The organism is Dactylosporangium sp. NPDC050688 (assembly GCF_040654515.1).
Lineage (GTDB): Bacteria > Actinomycetota > Actinomycetes > Mycobacteriales > Micromonosporaceae > Dactylosporangium.
Map to the genome: position 1 here is coordinate 44,609 of NZ_JBFAIC010000048.1, position 21,187 is coordinate 65,795.

General features: G+C 71.3%; 19 protein-coding genes and 2 tRNA genes. 8 read left to right on the top strand and 13 right to left on the bottom strand.

Annotated elements, in window-relative coordinates; genetic code table 11:
• Positions 1–2 precede the first annotated feature (2 nt).
• Positions 3–863: a MurR/RpiR family transcriptional regulator gene (locus tag AB0H83_RS34660; RefSeq protein WP_360102517.1), complete on the bottom strand. Its 861-nt coding sequence runs from the start codon at positions 861–863 to the stop codon at positions 3–5.
• Positions 864–959: 96 nt separating this feature from the next.
• Between AB0H83_RS34660 and AB0H83_RS34665 the strand changes: the two genes are divergently transcribed.
• The 3 genes from AB0H83_RS34665 to AB0H83_RS34675 are packed head-to-tail and all read left to right on the top strand — an operon-like array spanning position 960 to position 3,032.
• Entirely contained in the window at positions 960–1,775 is an 816-nt protein-coding gene (locus AB0H83_RS34665; protein WP_360102519.1) for an MOSC N-terminal beta barrel domain-containing protein, read from the top strand.
• A 38-nt stretch (positions 1,776–1,813) separates the two neighbouring features.
• Positions 1,814–2,530 carry a hypothetical protein gene (locus AB0H83_RS34670; RefSeq protein ID WP_360102521.1) on the top strand — a complete coding sequence of 239 codons (717 nt, stop codon included), beginning with the start codon at positions 1,814–1,816 and terminating at the stop codon, positions 2,528–2,530.
• A gap of 10 nt (positions 2,531–2,540) precedes the next feature.
• Complete coding sequence (locus AB0H83_RS34675) at positions 2,541–3,032, top strand: hypothetical protein (RefSeq protein WP_360102523.1); 492 nt, start codon at positions 2,541–2,543, stop codon at positions 3,030–3,032.
• A gap of 397 nt (positions 3,033–3,429) precedes the next feature.
• Here the strand turns inward: AB0H83_RS34675 and AB0H83_RS34680 are convergent, their stop codons facing one another.
• From AB0H83_RS34680 to bcp, 6 genes are all read right to left on the bottom strand, one after another.
• The gene (locus tag AB0H83_RS34680) at positions 3,430–4,161 is read right to left on the bottom strand and encodes a hypothetical protein (protein WP_360102525.1); all 732 of its coding nucleotides are present in this window, start codon (positions 4,159–4,161) and stop codon (positions 3,430–3,432) included.
• Between the two features lie 52 nt (positions 4,162–4,213).
• Positions 4,214–4,286: transfer RNA gene (locus AB0H83_RS34685), tRNA-Leu, on the bottom strand.
• A 25-nt stretch (positions 4,287–4,311) separates the two neighbouring features.
• Complete coding sequence (locus AB0H83_RS34690) at positions 4,312–5,154, bottom strand: transglutaminase family protein (protein ID WP_360102527.1); 843 nt, start codon at positions 5,152–5,154, stop codon at positions 4,312–4,314.
• A gap of 85 nt (positions 5,155–5,239) precedes the next feature.
• Positions 5,240–6,187: an alpha-E domain-containing protein gene (locus AB0H83_RS34695; protein WP_360102529.1), complete on the bottom strand. Its 948-nt coding sequence runs from the start codon at positions 6,185–6,187 to the stop codon at positions 5,240–5,242.
• A gap of 8 nt (positions 6,188–6,195) precedes the next feature.
• Positions 6,196–7,767, bottom strand: coding sequence for a circularly permuted type 2 ATP-grasp protein (locus AB0H83_RS34700; protein ID WP_360102531.1), 1,572 nt, complete (start codon positions 7,765–7,767; stop codon positions 6,196–6,198).
• A gap of 66 nt (positions 7,768–7,833) precedes the next feature.
• On the bottom strand, positions 7,834–8,307 hold the full coding sequence (bcp, locus tag AB0H83_RS34705; RefSeq protein WP_360102533.1) for a thioredoxin-dependent thiol peroxidase: 474 nt from the start codon (positions 8,305–8,307) through the stop codon (positions 7,834–7,836).
• A 131-nt stretch (positions 8,308–8,438) separates the two neighbouring features.
• Between bcp and AB0H83_RS34710 the strand changes: the two genes are divergently transcribed.
• The 4 genes from AB0H83_RS34710 (at position 8,439) to AB0H83_RS34725 (ending at position 13,513) form a co-directional block, all read left to right on the top strand.
• Positions 8,439–10,157, top strand: a complete 1,719-nt coding sequence (locus AB0H83_RS34710) for a copper resistance protein CopC (RefSeq protein WP_360102535.1) — start codon at positions 8,439–8,441, stop codon at positions 10,155–10,157.
• Between the two features lie 590 nt (positions 10,158–10,747).
• The gene (locus AB0H83_RS34715; RefSeq protein WP_360102537.1) at positions 10,748–12,601 is read left to right on the top strand and encodes a hypothetical protein; all 1,854 of its coding nucleotides are present in this window, start codon (positions 10,748–10,750) and stop codon (positions 12,599–12,601) included.
• Positions 12,602–12,745: 144 nt separating this feature from the next.
• Complete coding sequence (gene orn / locus AB0H83_RS34720) at positions 12,746–13,384, top strand: oligoribonuclease (protein ID WP_360102539.1); 639 nt, start codon at positions 12,746–12,748, stop codon at positions 13,382–13,384.
• Positions 13,385–13,437: 53 nt separating this feature from the next.
• A tRNA-His gene (locus tag AB0H83_RS34725) sits at positions 13,438–13,513 on the top strand.
• A 106-nt stretch (positions 13,514–13,619) separates the two neighbouring features.
• Here the strand turns inward: AB0H83_RS34725 and AB0H83_RS34730 are convergent.
• The 5 genes from AB0H83_RS34730 to AB0H83_RS34750 form a co-directional block, all read right to left on the bottom strand.
• Entirely contained in the window at positions 13,620–14,489 is an 870-nt protein-coding gene (locus AB0H83_RS34730; RefSeq protein WP_360102541.1) for a hypothetical protein, read from the bottom strand.
• A gap of 120 nt (positions 14,490–14,609) precedes the next feature.
• Positions 14,610–15,863 (bottom strand): delta-60 repeat domain-containing protein, encoded by a 1,254-nt coding sequence (locus AB0H83_RS34735; protein ID WP_360102543.1) that lies wholly within the window; start codon positions 15,861–15,863, stop codon positions 14,610–14,612.
• 74 nt (positions 15,864–15,937) lie between these two features.
• Positions 15,938–16,357, bottom strand: coding sequence for a globin (locus AB0H83_RS34740; RefSeq protein ID WP_360102545.1), 420 nt, complete (start codon positions 16,355–16,357; stop codon positions 15,938–15,940).
• Positions 16,354–17,895, bottom strand: coding sequence for an MFS transporter (locus AB0H83_RS34745; protein WP_360102547.1), 1,542 nt, complete (start codon positions 17,893–17,895; stop codon positions 16,354–16,356). Before AB0H83_RS34745 ends, AB0H83_RS34740 begins: the two co-directional genes overlap by 4 nt.
• Positions 17,896–18,112: 217 nt before the next feature.
• Positions 18,113–19,150, bottom strand: coding sequence for a mechanosensitive ion channel family protein (locus AB0H83_RS34750; RefSeq protein WP_360102549.1), 1,038 nt, complete (start codon positions 19,148–19,150; stop codon positions 18,113–18,115).
• Positions 19,151–19,349: 199 nt separating this feature from the next.
• On the opposite strand from AB0H83_RS34750, the gene AB0H83_RS34755 reads away from it, so the two are divergent.
• Positions 19,350–19,892: an HNH endonuclease gene (locus AB0H83_RS34755; RefSeq protein ID WP_033365933.1), complete on the top strand. Its 543-nt coding sequence runs from the start codon at positions 19,350–19,352 to the stop codon at positions 19,890–19,892.
• Between the two features lie 24 nt (positions 19,893–19,916).
• On the opposite strand, the gene kynU is transcribed toward AB0H83_RS34755, so the two are convergent.
• Positions 19,917–21,167, bottom strand: a complete 1,251-nt coding sequence (gene kynU, locus AB0H83_RS34760; RefSeq protein ID WP_360102551.1) for a kynureninase — start codon at positions 21,165–21,167, stop codon at positions 19,917–19,919.
• Positions 21,168–21,187 lie beyond the last annotated feature (20 nt).

Below are 21,187 nucleotides of genomic sequence, written 5' to 3' on the forward strand. Positions count from 1 at the left end.
GGTTAGGGCAGGAAGACCTGGCGGGTGGCGGCGGACCGCTCGAAGGACTCGAGGCGGGCCTGGGACTCGGTCGGGGTGGCGTCGCACATGGCCTGCAGCAGCATCGTCACCATCGCCGTCGGGGCGCTGTGGGAGTCGAACACCAGCCGCGACCCCACCGGCGCGGGCAGCACGAGGTCGGACTCGGCGGCGGCCGGGCTGACCGGCGAGTCGGTGACGGTCACGACGGTCAGCCCGGCGGCGCGGGCCTCCCGCAGCGCGTCGACCGCCTCACGCGGATACCGGGGCAGCACAAACGCCAGCATGGCAACTGCGCCCGCCCCGCGCGCCTGATCCAGCCGATCCGCGAGCAGGCTGCCGTGCTCGTGCAGCAGCCGCACGTCAGGGTGGATCTTCGCGGCGAAGTAGGTGAACGCGTCGGCGAGCGCACGGGCCGCCCGCATGCCGAACACGGGTAGCGGCCGGCTGCCGATCAGCAGTGCGCCCGCCGCGGCGAGCGGCTTGGGATCGGCGAGCGCGTCGGCGAGGCGCTGCAGGTTGGCGATCTCGGCGCTCAGTGCCTGCTGGAACTGGTTGGTCTCGGACTCGGCCGGCTCGTCGTCGCGGGGCGGGCGGTGCGCATAACCGTCGAACGTGACCCGGATCTGGTCGCGCAGTGAGTGATAGCCGTCGAAGCCAAGCGCGGTCGCGAAGCGGGTGACCGACGGCTGGCTCACCCCGGCGAGCGTCGCCAGGTCGCCGCTGGACAGGTAGCCGGCCTGGCCGGCGTTGTCGACCAGGCAGCGGGCGATGCGCCGCTGGGCGGGCGTGAGTCGCTGCCCGTCGAACAGCTCCAGCAGCCGTCGCTCCATCTCCGAGGTCATGGCACGAATGTATGCCTCCATTCACGCCTCGGTCAAGTGCATCAAGTCATTCAGGAGTGTTGCCTAACCAGGGGGTACCCGTGCAACGCTCGCGAGGTGCGGTTGACCTGTTTGGCGACGTATCCCGTCAAGAGCTGCTACCGGGTGGAGGCCGACGCCGCCGAGGTGGAGCCCTGGGGGCTGGCCGGCGACCGCCGCTGGCTCATCGTCGACGGCGCCGCGAAGCTGATCACCCAGCGCGAGACCCCGCAGCTCGGGCGCATCCGCCCGGAGCCGCGCGACGGGGGCCTGCTGCTGCGGGCGGCCGGCGCGCAGGACCTGTGGGTGCCATACCCGTCCGGCGACACGACCGACGTGCGGCACTTCTTCCTGTCGATCGCCGCGACGCCGGCCGGGCGGCCCGCCGACCAGTGGATCTCCGGTGTGATCGGCCGCCCCGCCACGCTGGTGTACCTGGACGACCCGACCCGCCGCCCGGTCGACCCGGAGTACGGTGAGCCCGGCGACCGGGTCAGCTTCGCCGACGGGTACCCGCTGCTGCTGGCCAACGCCGCCTCGCTCGACGCGGTCAACGACTGGCTGGTCGAGGCGGGCGAGGAGCCGGTCCCGATGACCAGGTTCCGGCCCAACGTGGTCGTCAGCGGCGCCCCGGCCTGGGCGGAGGACGGGTGGGTCGGCGGCCGCGTCGTCATCGGCGACGTGTCCTTCCGCGTGCCGAAGGCATGCAGTCGCTGCGTGCTGACCACCGTCGACCCGGAGACCGGCGAGAAGGGCCGGCAGCCGCTGCGGATCCTCGGGCAGCGCCGCCGGTTCCCGCAGGGGCTGCTGTTCGGCGTCAACCTGATCCCAGACCTGGAGGGGTTCGACGGACGAGGCAAGATCGCCGTGGGCGACGAGGTGATCGTGGCATAACGGACCCGCCGGGGCCGGTGAACCGTCATGATCAAGGGGTGACACCCCTGCGGGTCCGGCCCCACCTCGCCGGGATCCTGGACCGCACCGCGCACGTGGTACTGACGTTCAGCGTGCTGGGCAACCTCCTGCCCGAGCCCGAGGCGGTCGCCCGGCAGGTCCGCGACATGCTGCTGGAGACCGGGCACCGGATGTCCATCCTGATCGGCGCCGGCGACAACCCGTTCGACATGCTGGCCGAGGCGTACACGGCCGGCGAGGACCCGGGCCGCCGGGCCGAGCAGCTGGTCCACGACGCCGAGGTCGACGCCGCCGGCCGGGCACCGGTGACGCCGGGCACCCATGCCCTGCTGGAGGCGTGCCGGGCCACCGGCCGGACCGTCACCGTGTACGCGCCGCACAGCGAGTCGGCCGTCGGGCGCTTCCTGCATCAGCACGGCCTGCGGTCCCTCGTGGGACCGGCGCTCGGGCGGGGCTTCGCGATGCGGCACCCCGCGGTGCGCACGATGGCGCCGGTACTGGCGGCGATCGGCGCGCTGCCCGGCGAGACAGCGGTGGTCTGCGCGACGTTCTCCGCCATGTCCGCGACCCAGCGGGCCGGCGCCCACGCCATCGGTGTCGAACGCATCCGCGAGCCGCGCAAGATGCTGCACGGCGGCGAGGGCAGCAACGCCGTCGTCCAATCCCTGACACACCTCGCCGAAGCGGCCCGCGCGTGTGCACCGTCACAGCAGCGCGGCGCGTCGCTCTGGTAGAACAACGCGCGTGTCGTTTCTGCTGTGGTCGGGACAGGCGATCGGGCACCGCCGTGCCGGTGTCGGGCTCGTCGTCGGGGTGGCCTGCGCCGCTGCCGCGGTGATGCTCTTCCCCGAGCACCCGATCGAGCAGCCGAACGCCCTGGCCGCCGCGGCGCTGCTCGGCGCGGCCAGCCTCGCCGCCCTGGTCTGGGCCGCCGCGATGGCGCACGTCGGGGTGCAGATCAGCATGTACAACGTGCGGATCCGCCACGGGCTGCTGCCGATGCCGCCGATCACGGTGCCGCTGCGGATGGTCAGCAGCATGCGCGCCGTCGACGTCCAGTCCAATCTCGCCCAGCGCTGGGGATGGACCTGGGTGCCCGGTCGCGGGCGGGCGGTCATCGTACGGTCCGGGCCGGCCCTGCTGTTCGACTTCGCCGGTCGCCAGTTCACGGTCAGCGTCGACGACCCCGACGAGGCCGAGGCGGCCCTGAACCGGATGCGCAGCGCGGCCCGCTGACGCGGCGGAATTGGTGAAGCCCGGGGAGTGTCCATCCCCGGGCCTCGGTGTGCCGCCCAATTGCACACACCGGCACGTTTAAGGTCACAGATCAGTTTGAAGGCGTCGCGCTCTGCGATTGAGCTATCGGGCCGAGGTTGGAGGCCCGAACGGGAGTTGAACCCGTAGCCTCGACGACAAGGTCTGTGAACGGTCGATCCGGTGTTGAACGGCGAATGCTCAGACTGGAGCGAGAAGTTGAGTTTGTGTTTCGGCTCCCGCGGCCGCCTCTGCCATTGGGCTACGCCGTCACGAGTGACGGCGGAAGGAATCGAACCTCCACATTGACACCGCGCGCACCTGTCAAACTGAGCCTCAGGTTCAGTCTGCGCTCCTTGCGCACCGCCGATCCTAGCCGTCAGCCGAAGAGGAAGCGAAACACTTTCTCGCCGGCCTCCTGCTGCACGACCTCCGCCGAGTTGGCCTCCTCGCGGGCGAACTTCACCGCGGCCTGCAGCTTCTCGACCCGCTCCACCAGCTCGTTGATCCGCTGCGCGGGCAGCGCACCGGAGAACTTCACGGTCTTCCAGTAGCCGATCACGACGTCCTCGTAATACACCTCGACCTGCGCCGGGTGCTTCTCGGTCGCCTCGGCCTTCACGTGGTTGCGCGGGATCCGCTTGGTGCGGGTGGTCTGCGTCGGCTCCGTGGCGTAGCAGTCGGCGGAGGCGTCATACGCCCACGACTCGGACGCGTCCAGCACCGGCAGCTTCCGCACGAACGTCAGCAGGTCGACCAGCTGCTTCTCCAGGAACAGCAGGTAGGACACCGGCACGTCACGCAGCAGCGGCGTGCCGTCGACGACGACATCGGCGCGCGCGACGCAGTTGGTCCAGTCCTTCGTCGCCGTGACGTCGAAGAGCCGGGTCAGGATGGTGGCGGTCTGCCGCAGGACCTCGTCGGCCTTGACCTGCACGCGGGTCGACTCGGGCGGCAGCTGCTCGCCCTCCTCGTCCTTCGGCCGGTAGGTGCGTGCGATGCCGGCCAGCAGGGCTGGCTTCTGCAGCACGTGGTGCGCGTCGGTGAGTTCCTGGAAGGAGCGCGACTTGACGCCCTTCTCCACCGCGATGATCTGGTTCAGCTTCGTCATAATGCGCCCGAGTGTACGAGCCGGGCGCGACGGAAATCATCCGAGAAAACAGTGGGGCCGGTGAGAGTCGAACTCACACTGGCACGGACCTAAACCGTGTGCCTCTGCCATTGGGCTACGGCCCCACGCCACGACCGGGCATCACTTTACTCACGCCAGCCGCGTGATCTCCACCGTGACCCCGAGGTGTTTGCTCGGCGCGCCGTGATACACCCCGCGCAGCGGCGGCACGTCGTCGTAGTCCCGGCCGCGGGCTACCACCACGTGCCGCGGGCCGACCGGGACGCCGTTCGTAGGATCGAACCCGGTCCATTCGCCGGCCCACCATTCGACCCAGGCGTGGCTCTGCCCGGCGACCGTCTCGCCGACCTCCGCCTCGACCTTCGGGTGCAGGTAGCCCGACACGTACCGGGCCGGGATGCCCCTGGCCCGCAGCAGCCCGACGGTCAGGTGCGCGATGTCCTGGCAGACGCCCTTGCGTAGCTTCCACGCCTCCCGCGCGCTGGTCTGCACGCCCGTGGATCCCGGCACGTAGGCGACGTTCTGGCGTACCCAGTGCGACAACGCCTCGGCGGACTCCTGTGGCGACCTGCCGGCGATGGCATCCCACGCCTCCTCGACGAGCGCCGTGTCGACGGCCGTCAACGGGCTCTCGGTGAGCAGTTCCGCGTGCGTGTCGAGGACCGTGTCGGTGGCCAGCTCCGACCAGCTCAGATTGACCATCGGCAGCGGCGGCGGCGACACCTCGACCAGGCTGCTGGACACGACCCGCAGCTGCTGGTGCGGCCGGTGCAGATCGAACGCGGTGACCTGGGTCGCCCAGTAGTCGTAGTACCGGTACGTGGTCGCGCCGGGCGTCACCTCGACCTGGCTGAACAGCGTCGTCTGCCACGGCAGCGTCAGTGGGGTCAGCCTGGCCTCGTTGTAGGACGCCGAGACGTTGCCCGCGTACTTGTACCCGGTGACATGCCTGATCTTCAGACGCCAGCTCATGCCGCCACCTCCGCTGCGCTCCGGTGTCGGCCTGAGCCGAGACTGCGCCCATGATGAGCGGCTACTCCGCTTCGCTGCGTACCGCTCATGATCCACCCCATGCGACGGTGCCCCAGGTGACGGGCGTGGACTGCGGGAAGTAGCGGGCGGTGATCGCCGCGCTGGCCGTGGCGCAGGTCTGCTGCAGCGCCCGCAGGTGCTGCGGCAGCTCGGCGAGCAGGGTGGTGGTGTCGGCGTACTCCAGGCGCGTCCTGATCTGCCCGATCGGCCGGCGTGCCGCGTCGGTCACGCCGGCCCGCTCCGTCGTCGGCGCCAGGTCGCGCAGGCACTGCTCGGCGGTGCCCAGCGCGTGCAGCACCGAGCGCGGGAAAAGCCGGTCCAGCAGCAGGAACTCCGTCACCCGCTGCGGCTCGAACGTCCCGCCGTGCGTGCGCAGGAACGCCTCGTCGGCGCCGCAGGAGCGCAGCACGGTCCGCCAGCCGGTGACCTCGTCGGTGGTGTTCGTCTGGATCGACAGCAGCCGGGCGGTCATGTCGACGCGCTCCAGGCTGCGGCCCAGCACCAGGAAGCGCCACCCGTCGTCGCGGCTCATCGTCGATTCCGCGAGCCCCGCCAGTACCGCGGCCCGTTCTCGGACATAGCTGAGGAAGACGGTCGGGCCGAGCCGCTCGGCTGCGACGCGCCGCGACGCGAGGGTGTGCCAGGTGACGTTGAGGCACTCCCACATCTCACTGGAGATCGTCTCGCGGACCCCGCGCGCGTTGTCGCGGGCCGCCACGATGGCGCCGGAGATCGCGCTCGGGTCCTCGGCGTCGAACGCCAGCAGCTCCAGCACGTCGCCGGTGGTGATCCGGCGGTCCTGCGGCGCCGGCGCGCCGAGCACCGACATCAGCGTCCGGCATGCGGCGTCCTCATCGGCCCACGGGTCCTCCAGGAGCCGGCCGAGGAACGCGTCGAGGATGCGGGCGGTGTCGTCGGCGCGCTCGATATAGCGGCCGATCCAGAACAGGGACTCCGCGATACGGCTGAGCACGGCCCCTCCTACTGCTGTCCGGCGAGCTGCGCGGCGGCCGGCCCGCTGTCACGGGGGCTGCCGCCGGTGTCCCGCGGCTCCGGCACGAGCCTCGCCCGCGGCGCGGCCGGCGCCGGGTCGGTGTGGTGCGCGAGCACCCAGGTGTCCTTCGAGCCGCCGCCCTGGCTGGAGTTGACCACGAGCGCGCCCTCCGGCAGCGCCACGCGGGTCAGGCCGCCGGGCACCAGCCAGATCTCGTTGCCGTCGTTGACCGCGAACGGCCGCAGGTCGATGTGGCGCGGCGCGACCCGGTCGCCGAGCAGCGTCGGGGACGTCGACAGTGCCACGGGGCGCTGCGCGATCCAGCCCCGCGGGTCCTTCTCGACCTGCTTCCTCAGCGCGACGAGGGTCTCCTCGGACGCCTGCGGCCCGATCACGATGCCTTTGCCGCCCGCGCCGTCGACCGGCTTGAGGACCAGCTGGTCGAGCCGGCCGAGCACGTCGTGCAGAACGTCGGGGTCGCGGTCGTCGAGGCGGTACGTCTCGACGTTGTCGATGAGCGGCTCCTCCGACAGGTAGTACCGGATGAGGTCCGGCACGTACGTGTAGACGAGCTTGTCGTCGGCGACCCCGTTGCCCACCGCGTTGGCAAGGGTGACGTGGCCGGAGCGGGCCGCGTTGACGATGCCCGGGCAGCCGATGACCGAGTCGGGCCGGAAGTGCAGCGGGTCGATGAACTCGTCGTCGACCCGCCGGTACACCACGTGCACCGGACGCTCGCCCTGCGTGGTGCGCATGCGCACGCGGTTGCCGCTGCAGATCAGGTCGCGGCCCTCGACCAGCTCCACGCCCATGAGCCGGGCGAGCAGCGCGTGCTCGAAGTAGGCCGCGTTGTAGACGCCCGGCGTCAGCACCACGACCGTGGGGTCCTCGACGCCCTCCGGCGCCGCGGCCCGCAGCGCCGCCAGTAGCCGGGCCGGGTAGTCGTCGACCGGCCTGACCCGCGCCTCGGCGAACAGCGCCGGCATGGTGTGGGTCAGGGCGCGCCGGTTCTCGATCACGTAGGACACCCCGGACGGGATGCGCAGGTTGTCCTCCAGGACGCGGAACCTGCCCTCCTCGTCCCGGATCAGGTCGACGCCGCTGATGTGCACCCGCACCCCGTTGGCCGGCTCGATGCCATACGCCTGCCGGTGGAAGTGCGCGCTGGTGGTGATCAGCTTGCGCGGCACGACGCCGTCGGCGAACACCCGCCCGGCGCCGTAGATGTCGGCGAGGAACGCCTCCAGCGCCTTGACCCGCTGCTGGACGGCGGACGTCAGCAGGTCCCACTCGCCGGCGTCGAGGATGCGGGGGATCAGGTCCAGCGGGAAGGGCCGCTCCTCGCCGGCAAAGGCGAACGTGACTCCCCGGTCGGTGAAGACCCGGGCCAGCTGGTCGGCGCGGAACCGCAGATCGGCCGGGGCGAGCGGCTGCAGCGCGGCGAACAGCGAACGATACGGCGAGCGCGGCTGACCGGGGCGCTCGAACATCTCGTCCCACGCTTCGAACATCGCTCCGGACGCCCCGGACATCGAGTAGTCGTCGAAGATGTCCGCCATGACGAGAGCCTAGGCACGGACCGTTTCAGCCGCATTACCAGTGTGTTTTCGCCGCCGATCTTGCTATCAGTCCAGGCCGAGGTCCCGTCGCAGCTTCGCCACGTGCCCGGTCGCCTTGACGTTGTACAGAGCGCGCTCGATGTGTCCCTTCTCGTCGATGACGAACGTCGAGCGGATCACGCCCAGCACGGTGCGCCCGTAGTTCTGCTTCTCGCCGAACGCGCCGTAGGCCTTCAGCACCGACCGGTCGGGGTCCGACACGAGCGGGAACGTGATCGCGTCGCGCTCGCGGAACTGCGCCAGCTTCGCCGGGGAGTCCGGCGAGATGCCGATCACCTCGTAGCCCGCCGCCTTCAGCGAGGCGAGATTGTCACGGAAGTCGCACGCCTGCTTGGTGCAGCCGGGCGTCATCGCCGCGGGATAGGCGTAGAGGACGACCTTGCGGCCCCGGAGGTCGGCGAGCGACAGGGGCTCGTCGCGATCCGTCTGCAACGTGAACTCGGGAGCCGTGTCACCTGGCTCCAGGCGTGTCGTCGTCATGGTCCGGCACTCTATCGCGCGAGTGTGGCAGCGATGGCGCCGGATAGCGGTACGTCCATGCACCGTGACGCATCGTATAAACCTGACCCCCGCAGCGGCATCGGCGCCAAAAGCGCGAAATCATGGTCGGCATGACCCGCCGCTCATGGTCCATTGCCCTGGCGGCGCTCTTCGGAGCGTTGCTGACCCTGGTGCTGCCTGCCGCGCCCGCCAGCGCGCACGCGCTCCTGGAGCGCACCGCTCCGGTCGCCGGCAGTGTCGTGGACCAGCTGCCCGGCGAGATCACGCTCACGTTCAGCGAGCCCGTGCGGATCGTCGCCGACAAGATCCGGGTCACCGCACCTGACGGCACCCGCGCCGACGCCGGTAAGCCCGTCGCGCGCGACACCGAGCTCGTCATCCCGCTCAAGGCGGACGGGCCCAAGGGCACGTATCTGGTCAGCTACCGGGTCATCTCCGCGGACAGCCACCCCGTGAGCGGCGGCTACAGCTTCTCCTACGGGCAGGTCTCCGCCGTGCCCGGCGAAGCCGACACCGGCGCCGACGTCAAGACCGACGCCCTGGTGAAGAACGCGATGTCCGGCGCCCGTTTCATCGGCTTCGCCGGCCTGGTCCTGCTGGTCGGCCCGACCCTCGTGCTGTTCGCCCTGTGGCCGCGCCGGCTGTCCGCCCGCGACCCCGGCAGGGTGGCGCTGACGGGTGCCGGCCTGCTGGCCATCGGCGCGGTGCTCGAGTTGTACCTGCAGATCCCGTACACGTCCGGCACGACCCTCTTCGACGTGTCCTCGACGGCGACCCGGGACGTGCTCGGCACCCCGTTCGGCGCCGCACACCTGATCCGGGTCGCGGTCGCGGTCGCCGTCGCGGTGCTGCTGCGCCCCCTGATCGCCGGGCGCGCCGGCAAGATCGACCAGACGCTGCTGGTCATCCTCGGCGTGGTCGGCCTCGCCACCTGGCCGATCTCCGGGCACCCGAGCGCCTCGCCGGTGCCGACGCTCACCGTCGTCGCCGACGCCGCGCATCTCGCCGCGATGTCGGTGTGGCTCGGCGGCCTGGTGATGCTGTTCGCGTTCCTGCTGCGCCGCGCCGACACCCGCGAGCTCACGGCCATCGTGCCGGTCTGGTCGGGGTGGGCGATGCTGGCGATCACCGTGCTCGTCCTCGCCGGCACCGCGCAGGCCCTCGTGGAGATCGGCACCGTCGACGCGCTGACCGGCACCACGTACGGGCGCCTCGTCATGATCAAGGTCGGGCTGCTGGCCGTGGTGCTGGGCGTCGCGGCGTACTCGCGGCGGATCACCAATCGGCGCTTCACGCCCGCGCCCGCCACGGCCGACGACGACGAGGCTGAGGACGAGGACGAGCTGGTGGACGCGCCGCCGGCCGAACCCGCCGACCGGCTGCGGCTGCGCCGCGCCGTCATGATCGAGGTGCTGATCGCCGTCGTCGTGCTGGGGTTCACGTCGGTACTGGTGCAGACGACTCCGGCCCGCAGCGCGCAGGCGGGGGACAACGCGGCCCAGGGGCCGTTCAGCACGACGGTCACGACCAACCTGGTGAAGCTCGAGGTTGACGTGTCGCCGGGGCGGGTCGGGCCGAACACCGTCCACCTGTACGCGATGAAGCCCGACGGCTCGGGACCGCAGTCGGTCGCGGAGTGGAAGGCGACGGCGGCGCTGCCGTCGAAGGGCATCGAGCCGATCGTGGTGCCGACGCTGGCGATCACGCCGGACCACGCGTCGGGTTCGGTGACGCTGACGCCGGCGGGGACGTGGGAGCTGAAGTTCACCGTCCGGGTCGACGAACTGAACCAGACGACGATCGCCGTGCAGGTGCCGATCCGGGGCTGATGTTTGGGGAGTGGCGTGCTCTCAGCCGGCATCCGGCGGGTCTGGCTCGGTTGGCGGCTCCGGCGCAACTGGCGTTGTCCGGCTGGGTCGGCGAGTCCGGGCCGGCGGTGTGCCCGGGCCGGGCGGCGGGTCGGCGTGTGGTTGGCGTCTTGTTCGTCTGAGGACTGATGCGCCTTTTGCGTATTCGGTGGGGGCGGGGCGTCGTGGGATTCGGGCGGTGGTGTCCGGGTCGGCGACGGCGCTGTGCGGTTGCTGCGTCCGGGGCTGCCTCGCCGGGGTCTTCGGTGGTGTCTCGCGGTGGATGTCTTCGCGGTGCCTGGCGGTGGTCAGGTTGGTGGCGGGCGTCAGTGGCGTCTCGCGGTGGGTGCCTTTGGCGGTGCCCGGCGGTGGTCGGGTTCGGCGGGGCTGCGCGGTCTGCCGAGTGGGGTCTTGTGGGTCTCGGATGACGGGGTCGCTGTATTGCACACGGCCGATCTGGCGCGTAGGCGGGGAATTCGGCGTCGATCAGCGGGTTTGGTGGAAAGAAGGTAATTAGGCGGATTTTTGGCGGTATTGTCGGCTTCGGATTGCTGGGGGAAGGGGCCGCTGCCATGGTCGTGCGTCTGGTTCGGGCAGGTGTCGGCGCGCTGCTGCTGCTCATCGCGGTGCCGGTGGCGCTTGCCGGTGGCGGACTCTGGGTGGCCATGGAGCATCGTGCCGGTGACGACACGTTCACGGCGCGGCTGGAGCGGTTGCGTTCCAGTGGGCGTGCGGTGGTGGTGCCGGACATCGACGCGCTGCTGCGAGCCGACGCGCCGTTCGCGCGGGGTGGGCAGACGACGCTCAGCCTGTCGGCGGTCGGCTCCGGCGGCCCTCTGTTCATCGGGCTGGCGGAGGACACGGCGGTGCAGCGGTACCTCGGCGGGCAGGTCCAGGCGCAGGTGTCGCGGGTGCGGCTGGCCCGCGGTCCGCTGCCCGTCGAGCTGACCGAGGTCGAGACCCGCGCCGCCGCGGCGAGCGCCGGCCGGCAGGGCGACCCCGGCGCCGGGGCGCAGGCCGCCGCCTCCGGCGAGCCGGGCGTGGGAAACCCCGGCGCCACGTCCGGACCGGACACGTCGACCGGCGACCCGGACACGGTCGGCGGCGACCCCGGCGCGACTGCCGGCGACCCGAACACGGCCGCCGGTGATCCGAATGCGACCACCGGCGACTCGAACGCGGCCGCCGGGAACCCCGACGCTACCGCTGGGAACCCCGACGCGGCCGCCGCTGGCCCCGGCGCGACGGGCACGGGGACGACCGGCGCTGACCCGAACGCGACCGGCGCCGGCACCGATCCGAACGCCACCGGTGCCGACCCGAACGCGGCGAACCCCGCCGGGGCGAACCCCGCCGACCCGAATGCCGCGGGTCCGGCGGTGGGCGGTGGCACGGGGCCGGCGGCGGGCGGTGGCGCGGGGCCGGCGGGGCAGGTGTTCTGGCTGGCGAAGAGCGTCACGGTCGACGGGGCGGCGCAGCTGACCTGGTCGCCGTCGGCGCTGCGGGGGCGGCACCTGGCGCTCGTGGTGATGAACGCGGACGGCACCGCGGGGATCGACGCGGCGGTGACGGCCCGGCTGGCGCCGGCGTGGCTCGGGCCGACGGCCGGTGGGCTGCTCATGCTCGGCACGGCGGTGTTCCTGCTGGCGCTGCTGATCCTCGCCTGGCCGCCGCGGCGGGCCGAGGAGCGGCTGGTGCTGCCGACGCTGCCGTCCCAGCCGACGAAGGGCGGCACCCGGGCCGGCCTGCGCCGTAACCTGTCAACCCTGTCGGACCCGATCGCGGCGCTGCTCAACCCGGTCGTGCCGAAGAACCGCGACGCGGCGGTCACGGTGGCGGTGACCAGCCGGACCGATGCCGAGGACGACCGTCAGGCCACCACGATCAGCGTCGTGATGACCGACGGAACCGTCTCGACGGCCGACGGAAACGCCCCGGCGACCGACGAGAACGTCCCGGCAGCCGACGAGAGCGTCCCGGTGGCCGACGAGCGCGCCACCACCGCCGCACGGCCGGACGAGCCGACGAACGAAGAAGCGCAGCCGGACGGGACGACGACAGCCCAGGCGCAGACAGACACGACGGAGACGGCCGAGGCACAGACCGATGCGGCGGAGACGGTCGAAGCCCCGACGGACGCAGCCCCGACGGACGCAGCCCCGACGGACGCAGCCCCGACGGACGACATCGTGGCGCCCGGTGAGGAGGCGGACGGCGTACCGCAGACCGGAACTGCGCAGGATGACGCGGAGCGACCCGCCCTGGCCGAGTCCGAGCTCGACCGTCCGCTCCCGCCCACCGACCTCGACGACGGCCCCGGGCCGGTCGCGCTGCCGCCGCTGCCGAAGCTGCCGCCGATCGAGTTGCAGTTCACCTGGGCGCCGGTCGCGGTCGACGAGCAGGAGGAGCCCGCCACCTCACGCTGACACGCCCCGATGAGGCGGCGGACCAGGAAACGTGAGGTGCGCCACGTCGGAGGGCGCCGATGACCAGCGCCCGGAGCGGGCGCCGTGCGTCGTGCGCGAAGCATAAAGGTAACGAGGGGTCATTGAGTGTGAGAAGTCGGCCAGATGAACACTAGGCTGTGGGGCGTGGGTGATCTTTTGGTCTGGATCGACTGTGAGATGACAGGGCTCGATCTGGGGAAGGACGCGCTGATCGAAGTCGCGGCGCTGGTCACGGACCCGGATCTCAACGTGCTGGGCGAGGGCGTCGACGTGGTGATCCACGCTGAGGACGCGCAGCTCGACGGCATGCTTGACGTGGTGCGGGAGATGCACGGCAAGTCGGGGCTCACCGAGGCGGTGCGGGCCTCGGCGGTCACCCTGGCCGAGGCGGAGGACCTCGTCATGGGGTATATCACCACGCACGTGCCCGACCCGCGCACGGCGCCGCTGTGCGGCAACTCGATCGCCACGGACCGGGGGTTCCTGGCGCGGGACATGCCGCGGCTGGACAACCACCTGCACTACCGGATGATCGACGTCTCCTCGATCAAGGAGCTGTGCCGCCGCTGGTACCCGCGGGTCTACTTCGGGCAGCCGCCGAAGGGCCTCGCGCACCGGGCGCTCGCGGACATCAGGGAGAGCATCCGTGAGCTGGAGTACTACCGCCGGACCTTGTTCGTCCCGCTGCCCGGGCCGGACGTGGAGGCGGCCAAGGCGATCGCCGCGGAGTTGAGCCGGGAAACCGACACCCAGACGCACTGACCCAGTCGACGGATCCCCGTGCTCATGCCCTATTATTGGCGAGCACGTTCATGGTGGCTGTAGCTCAGTTGGCAGAGCACCGGGTTGTGGTCCCGGGTGTCGTGGGTTCAAATCCCATCAGTCACCCCATGTAGCAAACAGTTCAGCCCCGGTCCGAGGACCGGGGCTGAACTGTGTCGGAGGCCCGCCGCGCCTGCCCCGGCTCGGCGATCCGGGCGGCCTGCTTTGTCGGCGGTCAGGGCTGGGCGGCGGCCTGCCGCGCCTGCTCGAGCTCGGCCTCAAGCTCGGCGATCCGGGCGGCCTGCTCGTTGAGCAGCTCGATGACGTCCGAAGAGCGCGCGTTGATGGTGGCGATGATGGCGGCCGTGTCGACCTCGGTGCCGCCGGCGGCGAGCGCGGCGAGCGCGGTCAGCATGTCCTGCTCCCGCTGTGCCGACGCGGCCAGCGCGGCCTCGATCGTGCCGAGCCTGGTCGAGAGCGCCTTGAGCGGCGGTGGGAAGCGGAACCTGTCTCCCGGGCGGCCGTTCGCCGGGGCTCCCGGGTCGACCAGCAGGGCGATCCACTCCCACAGGTCCTGCTGCTGCTGATCGGTGAGCGCCATGAACGGATCTCCTTCGCTGAGCGGGTCGTAGCCGTCGGCCCGGCCGTCGCTGTCGCAGTCCGACCGGCCCGAGATGTGGATGTGCCCCTTGTCCGTCGAGGACCTGGTGGTGTGGTTCGGCATCCACCGTTCCTGGCGGCAGACGCCCCGCTCGTCCGTCCAGTTGATGTACTTGATCCACAGCACGCCGGAGACGCCGGCGTCGCGGTCCTTGATCAGCTGCCGGGCGATCGCCGCGTTCTCCGCGCGGCCCGCCGCGGTGTCGGTGCGGGGCATCACATCCAGGGCGTGCCCGACCCCGAACGCCGACTTCACCGGCCAGCCGGTCGCGGAGAACGGGGTGTGGTCCTCGGGCGTCGACGCACGCAGGTGTCCCTGGTCCGGGTAGTCGTACACGGTCAGCCTGTGCCCGCGCAGGACCCGCTGGAGTGCGGCGGCAGGACGCATCAGCGTGTACGGCCTGCCGTTGGCGAACCAGACGTAGTAGGCGGGCGAAGGTGCCATCGTTCCTCCTCGCTGTCCTTCGACGGTAACGGCGGCGGCGGGGCACGTCGAGCGTCGATACGGCCGACAAAAAACGGCCCCCGCCGTGCGGCGGGGGCCGAACCGGTGAACCGGGTGGTGCTACACGGGCAGCATCGCCAGCCGTGCGTGCCACTCGCCGCCGATCTTCTCCGTGTCGGAGCCGACGAGCAGGCCGTACGGGGTGGCGAGCAGGGCCCTGGCGCCGACGCCGCGCGGCTCGCGTTTCGGGTTGAACGCGGTGGCCTTGCCGGTGGACGGGCTGAGCGCGGCGATGCCGGGCCGGCTGACCGCGCCCTTGCCCGCCGTCTCCCGGCCGTACGGGTTGTCCATCCAGCGCTGGTGGCCACCGACGTAGACGGCGGCGCCGGTGTCCGCGACCGAGTACAGCGAGTCCCCGCCGGTCCAGTTGGTCCAGATGGGCTTGTGCAGGCCGGTGCCGCGCAGGTCGAAGCGGGCCGCGGTGTCGCACATGAGGTGGTCGCCCCACTTGCGGCCGGTCGAGACGATCGTCGCGTAGGTGCCGGTCGGGTCGAAGTCGATGCCGCGCAGGTACGTCTCGAACCCGGCCCGGCAGGGCTTGGTGTAGACGTCGGTGTACCAGTCGGCGAGCCGGGCCGCGTTGGCCGCGTTCTCGATCACGACGACCTGGGCCCGGTACTGGCCGAACGCCTGCTCGACCGCGCCGACGGCGGCGAGGCGGTAGCCGTCGGGGCTGATCGCCATGTCCTCGAGCTTGACCCGGGTCAGGTTCGGCGCGGCGAGCTTCGCGTCGAAGGTCGTGTCGGCCCAGCCGCTGGTGGCGTTGAGCCGGGCCAGCCCGGCCCGCTTCTGGCCGCCGATCGCGGTGAACGAGCCGGCCGCGTACAGCCACGGGCCGAACGTGACGAGGCTGCGGGTGTCACCCCAGTTGACCTCGCCGGTGAACGCCGGGACCCGCTGCCCGTCGGCCAGGCTGAGCTGGGCGATGCCGCGCTGCGCGCCGCCGCCGATCTTCTTGAACGCCCCGCCCGCGTACACCGTGTTGTTCGGCCCGGCCGCCAGCGACAGGACCACGTCGTCGGCCTCGGGTGCGAACGGCAGGATCTCGCCGGTGGTCGACCGGTACGCGAAGATGTTCTTGCGCTTGAGCTTGGCCTTCCTGCCGGCCGGCACCACGGTGGTGAAGTCGCCGCCGACCACGACCACGTCGCCGACGAGCGCGAACGCGCGCACCTCGCCATCCAGGACGTTCGGGGTGTAGTCGACCGGGTTCGTCGACACCGTCGTGGCATGGTTCAGCGCCGCCGAGGCGGGGATGGCGACCGCCATCGCGGCCAGTGCGGTTGCGGCGGCGGCGATCAATCGTCGGCGCATACGTGCGGCTCCTTCGTCAGTGCAGGGGAAGCGCCCAACATGGGGCGCATACACCACTAACGAAGGAAAGTTACTTAAGACACGATCTGTCCGATTCCGCCGGCCGGCTCGTCCTCCGGGGCGTTGACCATGAAGTGGGCGGCGCGCTCCAGGTACTCCCACAGCACGGCCTCGTGCTCAGGCTCCAGTGCGATCGCGTCGACCGCCCGGCGCATCTGCCGCAGCCACGCGTCACGCTGCGCCGGCCCGACCACGAACGGCGCGTGCCGCATCCGCAGCCGCGGGTGGCCGCGGGTCTCCGAGTAGGTGCCGGGGCCACCCCAGTACTGGATCAGGAAGAGGCGGAACCGCTCGTTGGCCGGCCCGAGGTCCTCTTCCGGATACATGGGCCGCAGGATCGGATCCTCGGCCACGCCGGCGTAGAACTCATCGACCAGCTTGCGGAACGTCGGCTCGCCGCCGACGAGCTCGTAGAAGTTCGCGGTGGACGTCACCCGTCAACTATGCCGCGACCGTGGCTCAAGGAGCGCGGCGGGAGCGGACCGAGCTCCGCGGTGCGCTCGGTGAGGTCGACCGTGCGTTCCGCCGGGTCGGTGACCGGCGCCCGGCGCTGGGCCGGCCCCGGCGTCGGGCGCGGGCGGCGGGTCGGCAGCGGCGCGCGGCCCAGGTCGATGGTGACCTCGCCGAAGTCCTCGCCGAAGTTGTTGCCGGAGCCGGGCGCGGAGGAGTGCTCGTCGGCGGCCACGCGCACCTTGTTGGCGGCGATCGCGTCGGCGATCGTGGCCTGCGCAGGCCAGGTGGCGACGATCACCGCCATGACCACCACGCCGGCGATCGCGAAGTAACCGACGACCCCCGGTAGCGGGTAGTGGCTGGCCAGCCAGCCGGTGAACAGGATCGCGCCGCCCTGCACCAGATGGACGCCGCTCTGCATCACGCCGAACGCGCGCGCCCGGTACGCCGGCGGCAGCACCTGCACGAACAGGCTGTTGGTGACCGGCAGCGTGCCCGACAGCGCCGCGCCGGAGATCAGCGTCATCGCCACGACGCCGTAGATGTTGAGGTCGAACAGGGCGGGCACCAGCGCCAGGGGCGTGATGAGCGCGAACGGCCGGATGTACGCGTTGCGCCGCTGCGGCTTGACCAGCCAGGTCATCACGATGCTGCCGGCGACGAAGCCGACCGCCGCGGCGACCATGATCGTGCCGAGGTAGACGGCGTTGGGGCGGCCCGCCAGGTCGGCGGACCACGCGGCGGCGAGGCCCTCGGGGACCACGCCGAAGCAGACGCCGCAGAACACGACCAGGGCGATCGAGCGCATCACGGGGGAGCGGAACACCACCGTGTAGCCCTCGACGGTCTCGCGCATCAGGTTGGTGCGCTTGTCGGCGGTCAGGCTCGGCGTGCGCTCCTTCACCCGGACGGCGACCAGCAGGGCGGACACCCCGAAGCTGGCGGCGTTGAGCAGCAGTGCGTAGCGCGCGTCGACGGCGGTGAGCGCGGCGCCGGCCGCGTAGCCAAGGATGAGGGCGAACTGGCCGGCCGTGCGCTGCATGGTCAGCGCGGTCACGTACCGCTCGCCCTGCAGGATGCGCGGCAGCAGGGCCGAGCGGGCGCTGTCGAACGGGGGGCTGAGCAGTGCGCTGATGAACAGCAGCCCGATCAGCGCGACGACGGGCAGGCCGCCGAAGACGGCGAGCGCGGTCATGACGCCCAGCCGGATCAGGTCCGACAAGATCATGATCTTGCGGTAGGAGTGGCGCTCGGTGATCGCGGAAAGCACGGCGCCGATGCCGAGCCACGGCAGGTAGCTGATCGCGAACGCGGCCGCCGACGCGATCGGCGACTCGGTGCGCAGATAGACCAGCGCGATGACAGCGGCCCGCGCGGTGCTGTCACCGAACCACGACAGGGCGCTGGCGGCGAACACGGCACGGTACTCGCGGTCGGCGAGGACCTCCCGTGCGCCAGCCGGGCGGTCGGCGGACTCGTCGGGGTCGGACACCGGCGGAGCCCCCTTTCCATCGGTCACGACAGCGGCGTCGAACGTTCGCGGGCGCGGCCAGACCGGTCTGCTCCGGCGTCGGGAGGGGTCGGACGGCGCCGGACCGGGACATTGTGCAGCGGTGCACCTGAACGAACGGACGATAACCGACTAGCCACCCGATGCGCGACCCTACCCAGTGGGCTGGCCGCAACTGACCGCAAGATCGGACAAAAGAGTCGTGGTGGCGTCCACCGAAGGAACCTCAGGTCGGGCCGCCCGGGCCGGTCTCCGCGCCGGCACTGCTGTCGGCCGGAGGGCGGATGAACATCCGCGAGGCGTTGATCTGTGCGGCGATGCCCGCCTTCTCCAGCGCCTCGGTCAGCCGGCGCCGCAGCTCGCGGCCGACCCGCCACTGCGCCTCGGTCGACGTCTTCACCGTCGTGCGCAGCACCGCGCCCTCGGCGGTGAGCTGCTCGACGCCCAGCACGCTCGGCGGGTCGATGAGGTCCTCGGCGAAGTCGGGGTCGTCGGCGACGGTCGCGGCGGCGTCGCGCAGCACCGCGGTGGCCTGGTCGATCGCCACGAACCCGACCGGTACGTCGATGTTGACCACGGCCCAGCCCTGGCTCTTGTTGCCGACGCGGACGATCTCGCCGTTGCGCACGTACCAGACGACGCCGGCGCCGTCGCGGATGGTGGTGATCCGCAGCCCGACCGCCTCGACGGTGCCGACGGTCTCGCCGATGTCGACCACGTCACCGATGCCGTACTGGTCCTCCAGCAGCATGAACAGCCCGGCGATGAAGTCCTTCACGAGATTCTGCGCGCCGAAGCCGATCGCCAGGCCGGCGATGCCCGCGCTGGCCAGCAGCGGGCCGAGGTTGAGCCCGAGCTCACCGAGCACCAGCATCGTGGAGATGCTGAACACCACCGCCGAGGCGATGCTGCGCAGCACCGAGCCGAGCGCCCGGGCCCGCTGGTTGCGCCGCTCCCACGGCGCGGTGAGCGCGTTGGGCAGCCGCCGGCGCAGCGGGCGCAGCAGTGAGCCGCCGGTCTCGTTCTCCGAGACGGTGTGCTTGATCAGGCGGTCGATCGCCCGGTGGATGATCGCCCGGATCAGGAATGCCAGGACGATGATCATCACGATGGTCAGCGGCTTGACCAGGATCCAGTAGCTACTCTCCGCCAGCCAGGTGATCTTGGTCTGCTCGTACACGAACGCGCAGAAGCCGTTGTCGGAGCAGCTCGGCGTCGGTTCGGGCGCCTGCTGCGGCGACAGGGCGAGCACGCTGCTCAACAAATTCTCCTTGCAAACGACGCGAACCGGGGGAAGTCCGCACAAACCACATTGCGGGCGGGCGAAGGTTCACCCGCCGGCCGCAAATAGTACGTGCAATCCGAGGATCTATCAGGGACGATTAGCGCACGGACCGCCACCTCGGTGGCCCGCCACACAGACCTTCTCCAGGGAGTTTCCTTCACGCACTAGGGGGACGGCGATGCCTGACATACGACCCGCACGAGTATCGGGTGCGCTGGTTCTGAATGCCACCTACGAGCCGCTGTGTGTCGTGTCTGTCAGACGTGCCACCATCCTGGTCCTCACCGCGAAGGCGGTCACCGTCGCCGACGGTGAGGGCATCCTGCACAGTGCGATGAACGAGCTGCCGGTCCCCTCCGTGGTCAGGCTCACACGCTACGTCCGCGTGCCGTACCGCACGCACATAGGCCTGTCCCGCCGGGGCATCTTCGCCCGCGACGGCTGGCGGTGCGCCTACTGCCGCGGCCCGGCGGAGACCATCGACCACGTGATGCCACGCAGCCGCGGCGGGCGGCACGCCTGGGACAATGTGGTCGCCGCCTGCGCCCGCTGCAACCACACCAAGGGCGACAAGACGCCAGCCGAGCTCGGCTGGCGTTTGCTTGCCACCCCGCACGCGCCGAAGGGCGTCGCCTGGCGGGTCCTCGGCCACCGCACCCCCGACCCGCGCTGGGCGGACTGGCTCGACGTGCCGATGGACGGCCAGCAGCTGGCCGCCTGACGCGCCGCCTGCCGGGTGGGTGGCTCAGGTCACCCGCCCCAGCGCCGGCTCGAACGCCTCGAACGAGCCGCTGGTGACGATGTCCCGCAGCCTCGCCATGCCCTCCCACACGTCCACGAAGCGGGTGTACAGCGGCGCCAGGCCGATCCGCAGCCGCTGCGGGGTCCGGAAGTCCGGGATGACCCCGGCCGCCTTCAGTGCCTGGCAGATCTGCCACGCCTGTGGGTGGTGGAACGTCAGGTGCGACCCGCGCCGGGCCGGGTCCCTCGGCGTCGCCAGGGTCAGCCGGTCGCCGAGCCACGCGTCGTTGAGCTCGAGGGTGTACCGCAGCAGCTCGACGCTCTTGGCGGCCAGGTTCGCCACGCCCGCCTCCGCGGTGATCCGGGCGCCCTCGAGCACCGCGTAGCCGCCGAGCACCGGCGGCGTGCCGACCTGGAACCGCTCGATCGACTCGACCGGGTCGTAGCCCGCGCCCATCGCGAACTGGTCCCGCTGGCCGAACCAGCCCCAGATCGGCTGGCGCAGCCGCGGCTGCAGGTCCCGCCGGACGAACAGGAACGCCGGGGCACCAGGTCCGGCGTTGAGGTACTTGTACGTGCACCCGACGGCCAGATCGGCTCCTGACTGCCGCAGCGGCACCGGCACGGACCCCGCGGAGTGGCACAGATCCCACAGTGTGAGGGCCCCCACCCGGTGCGCGGCAGTGGTGATCGCCACCATGTCGGCGAGCGCGCCGGACCGGTACGCCACGTGCGACAGGCACACGAGGGCGACGTCGTCGTCCAGGGCGGCGGCGATCCGCCCCGGGTCGATGCCCTCGTCGATGTCGGTCGGCACCACCCGCAGCTGCAGGCCCCGGGCCGCGGCCAGCCCTTCCAGGACGTACCGGTCGGTGGGGAAGTTGTCGTCGTCGGTCACCACGACCCGCCGGCCCGGGCTCGCGTCGAGCGCGGCGGACGCCAGCTTGAACAGGTTCACGCTGGACGAATCCGACAGGATCACCTCGCCCGGCGCGACGTCCAGGACCCCCTCGGCGATCACGTCACCGGCGCGTCCGGCCAGATCGATCCACGTGTCCCAGCCACGGATCAGCTCGCCGCCCCACTCCCGCTCGATCGCGTCGAGCAGCCGGCCCCTGGTGGCGAGCGGCAGCCGGCCGAGCGAGTTGCCGTCGAAGTAGACGAGCTGCTCGTCCGGGATGTGGAAACGCGGACGGAAGCGACCGATCGGATCCTGTGCGTCGCGCGTTTCGGCATACTGGCGGCTGAGGTCCATGGAAGAGACGGTATCTTCCG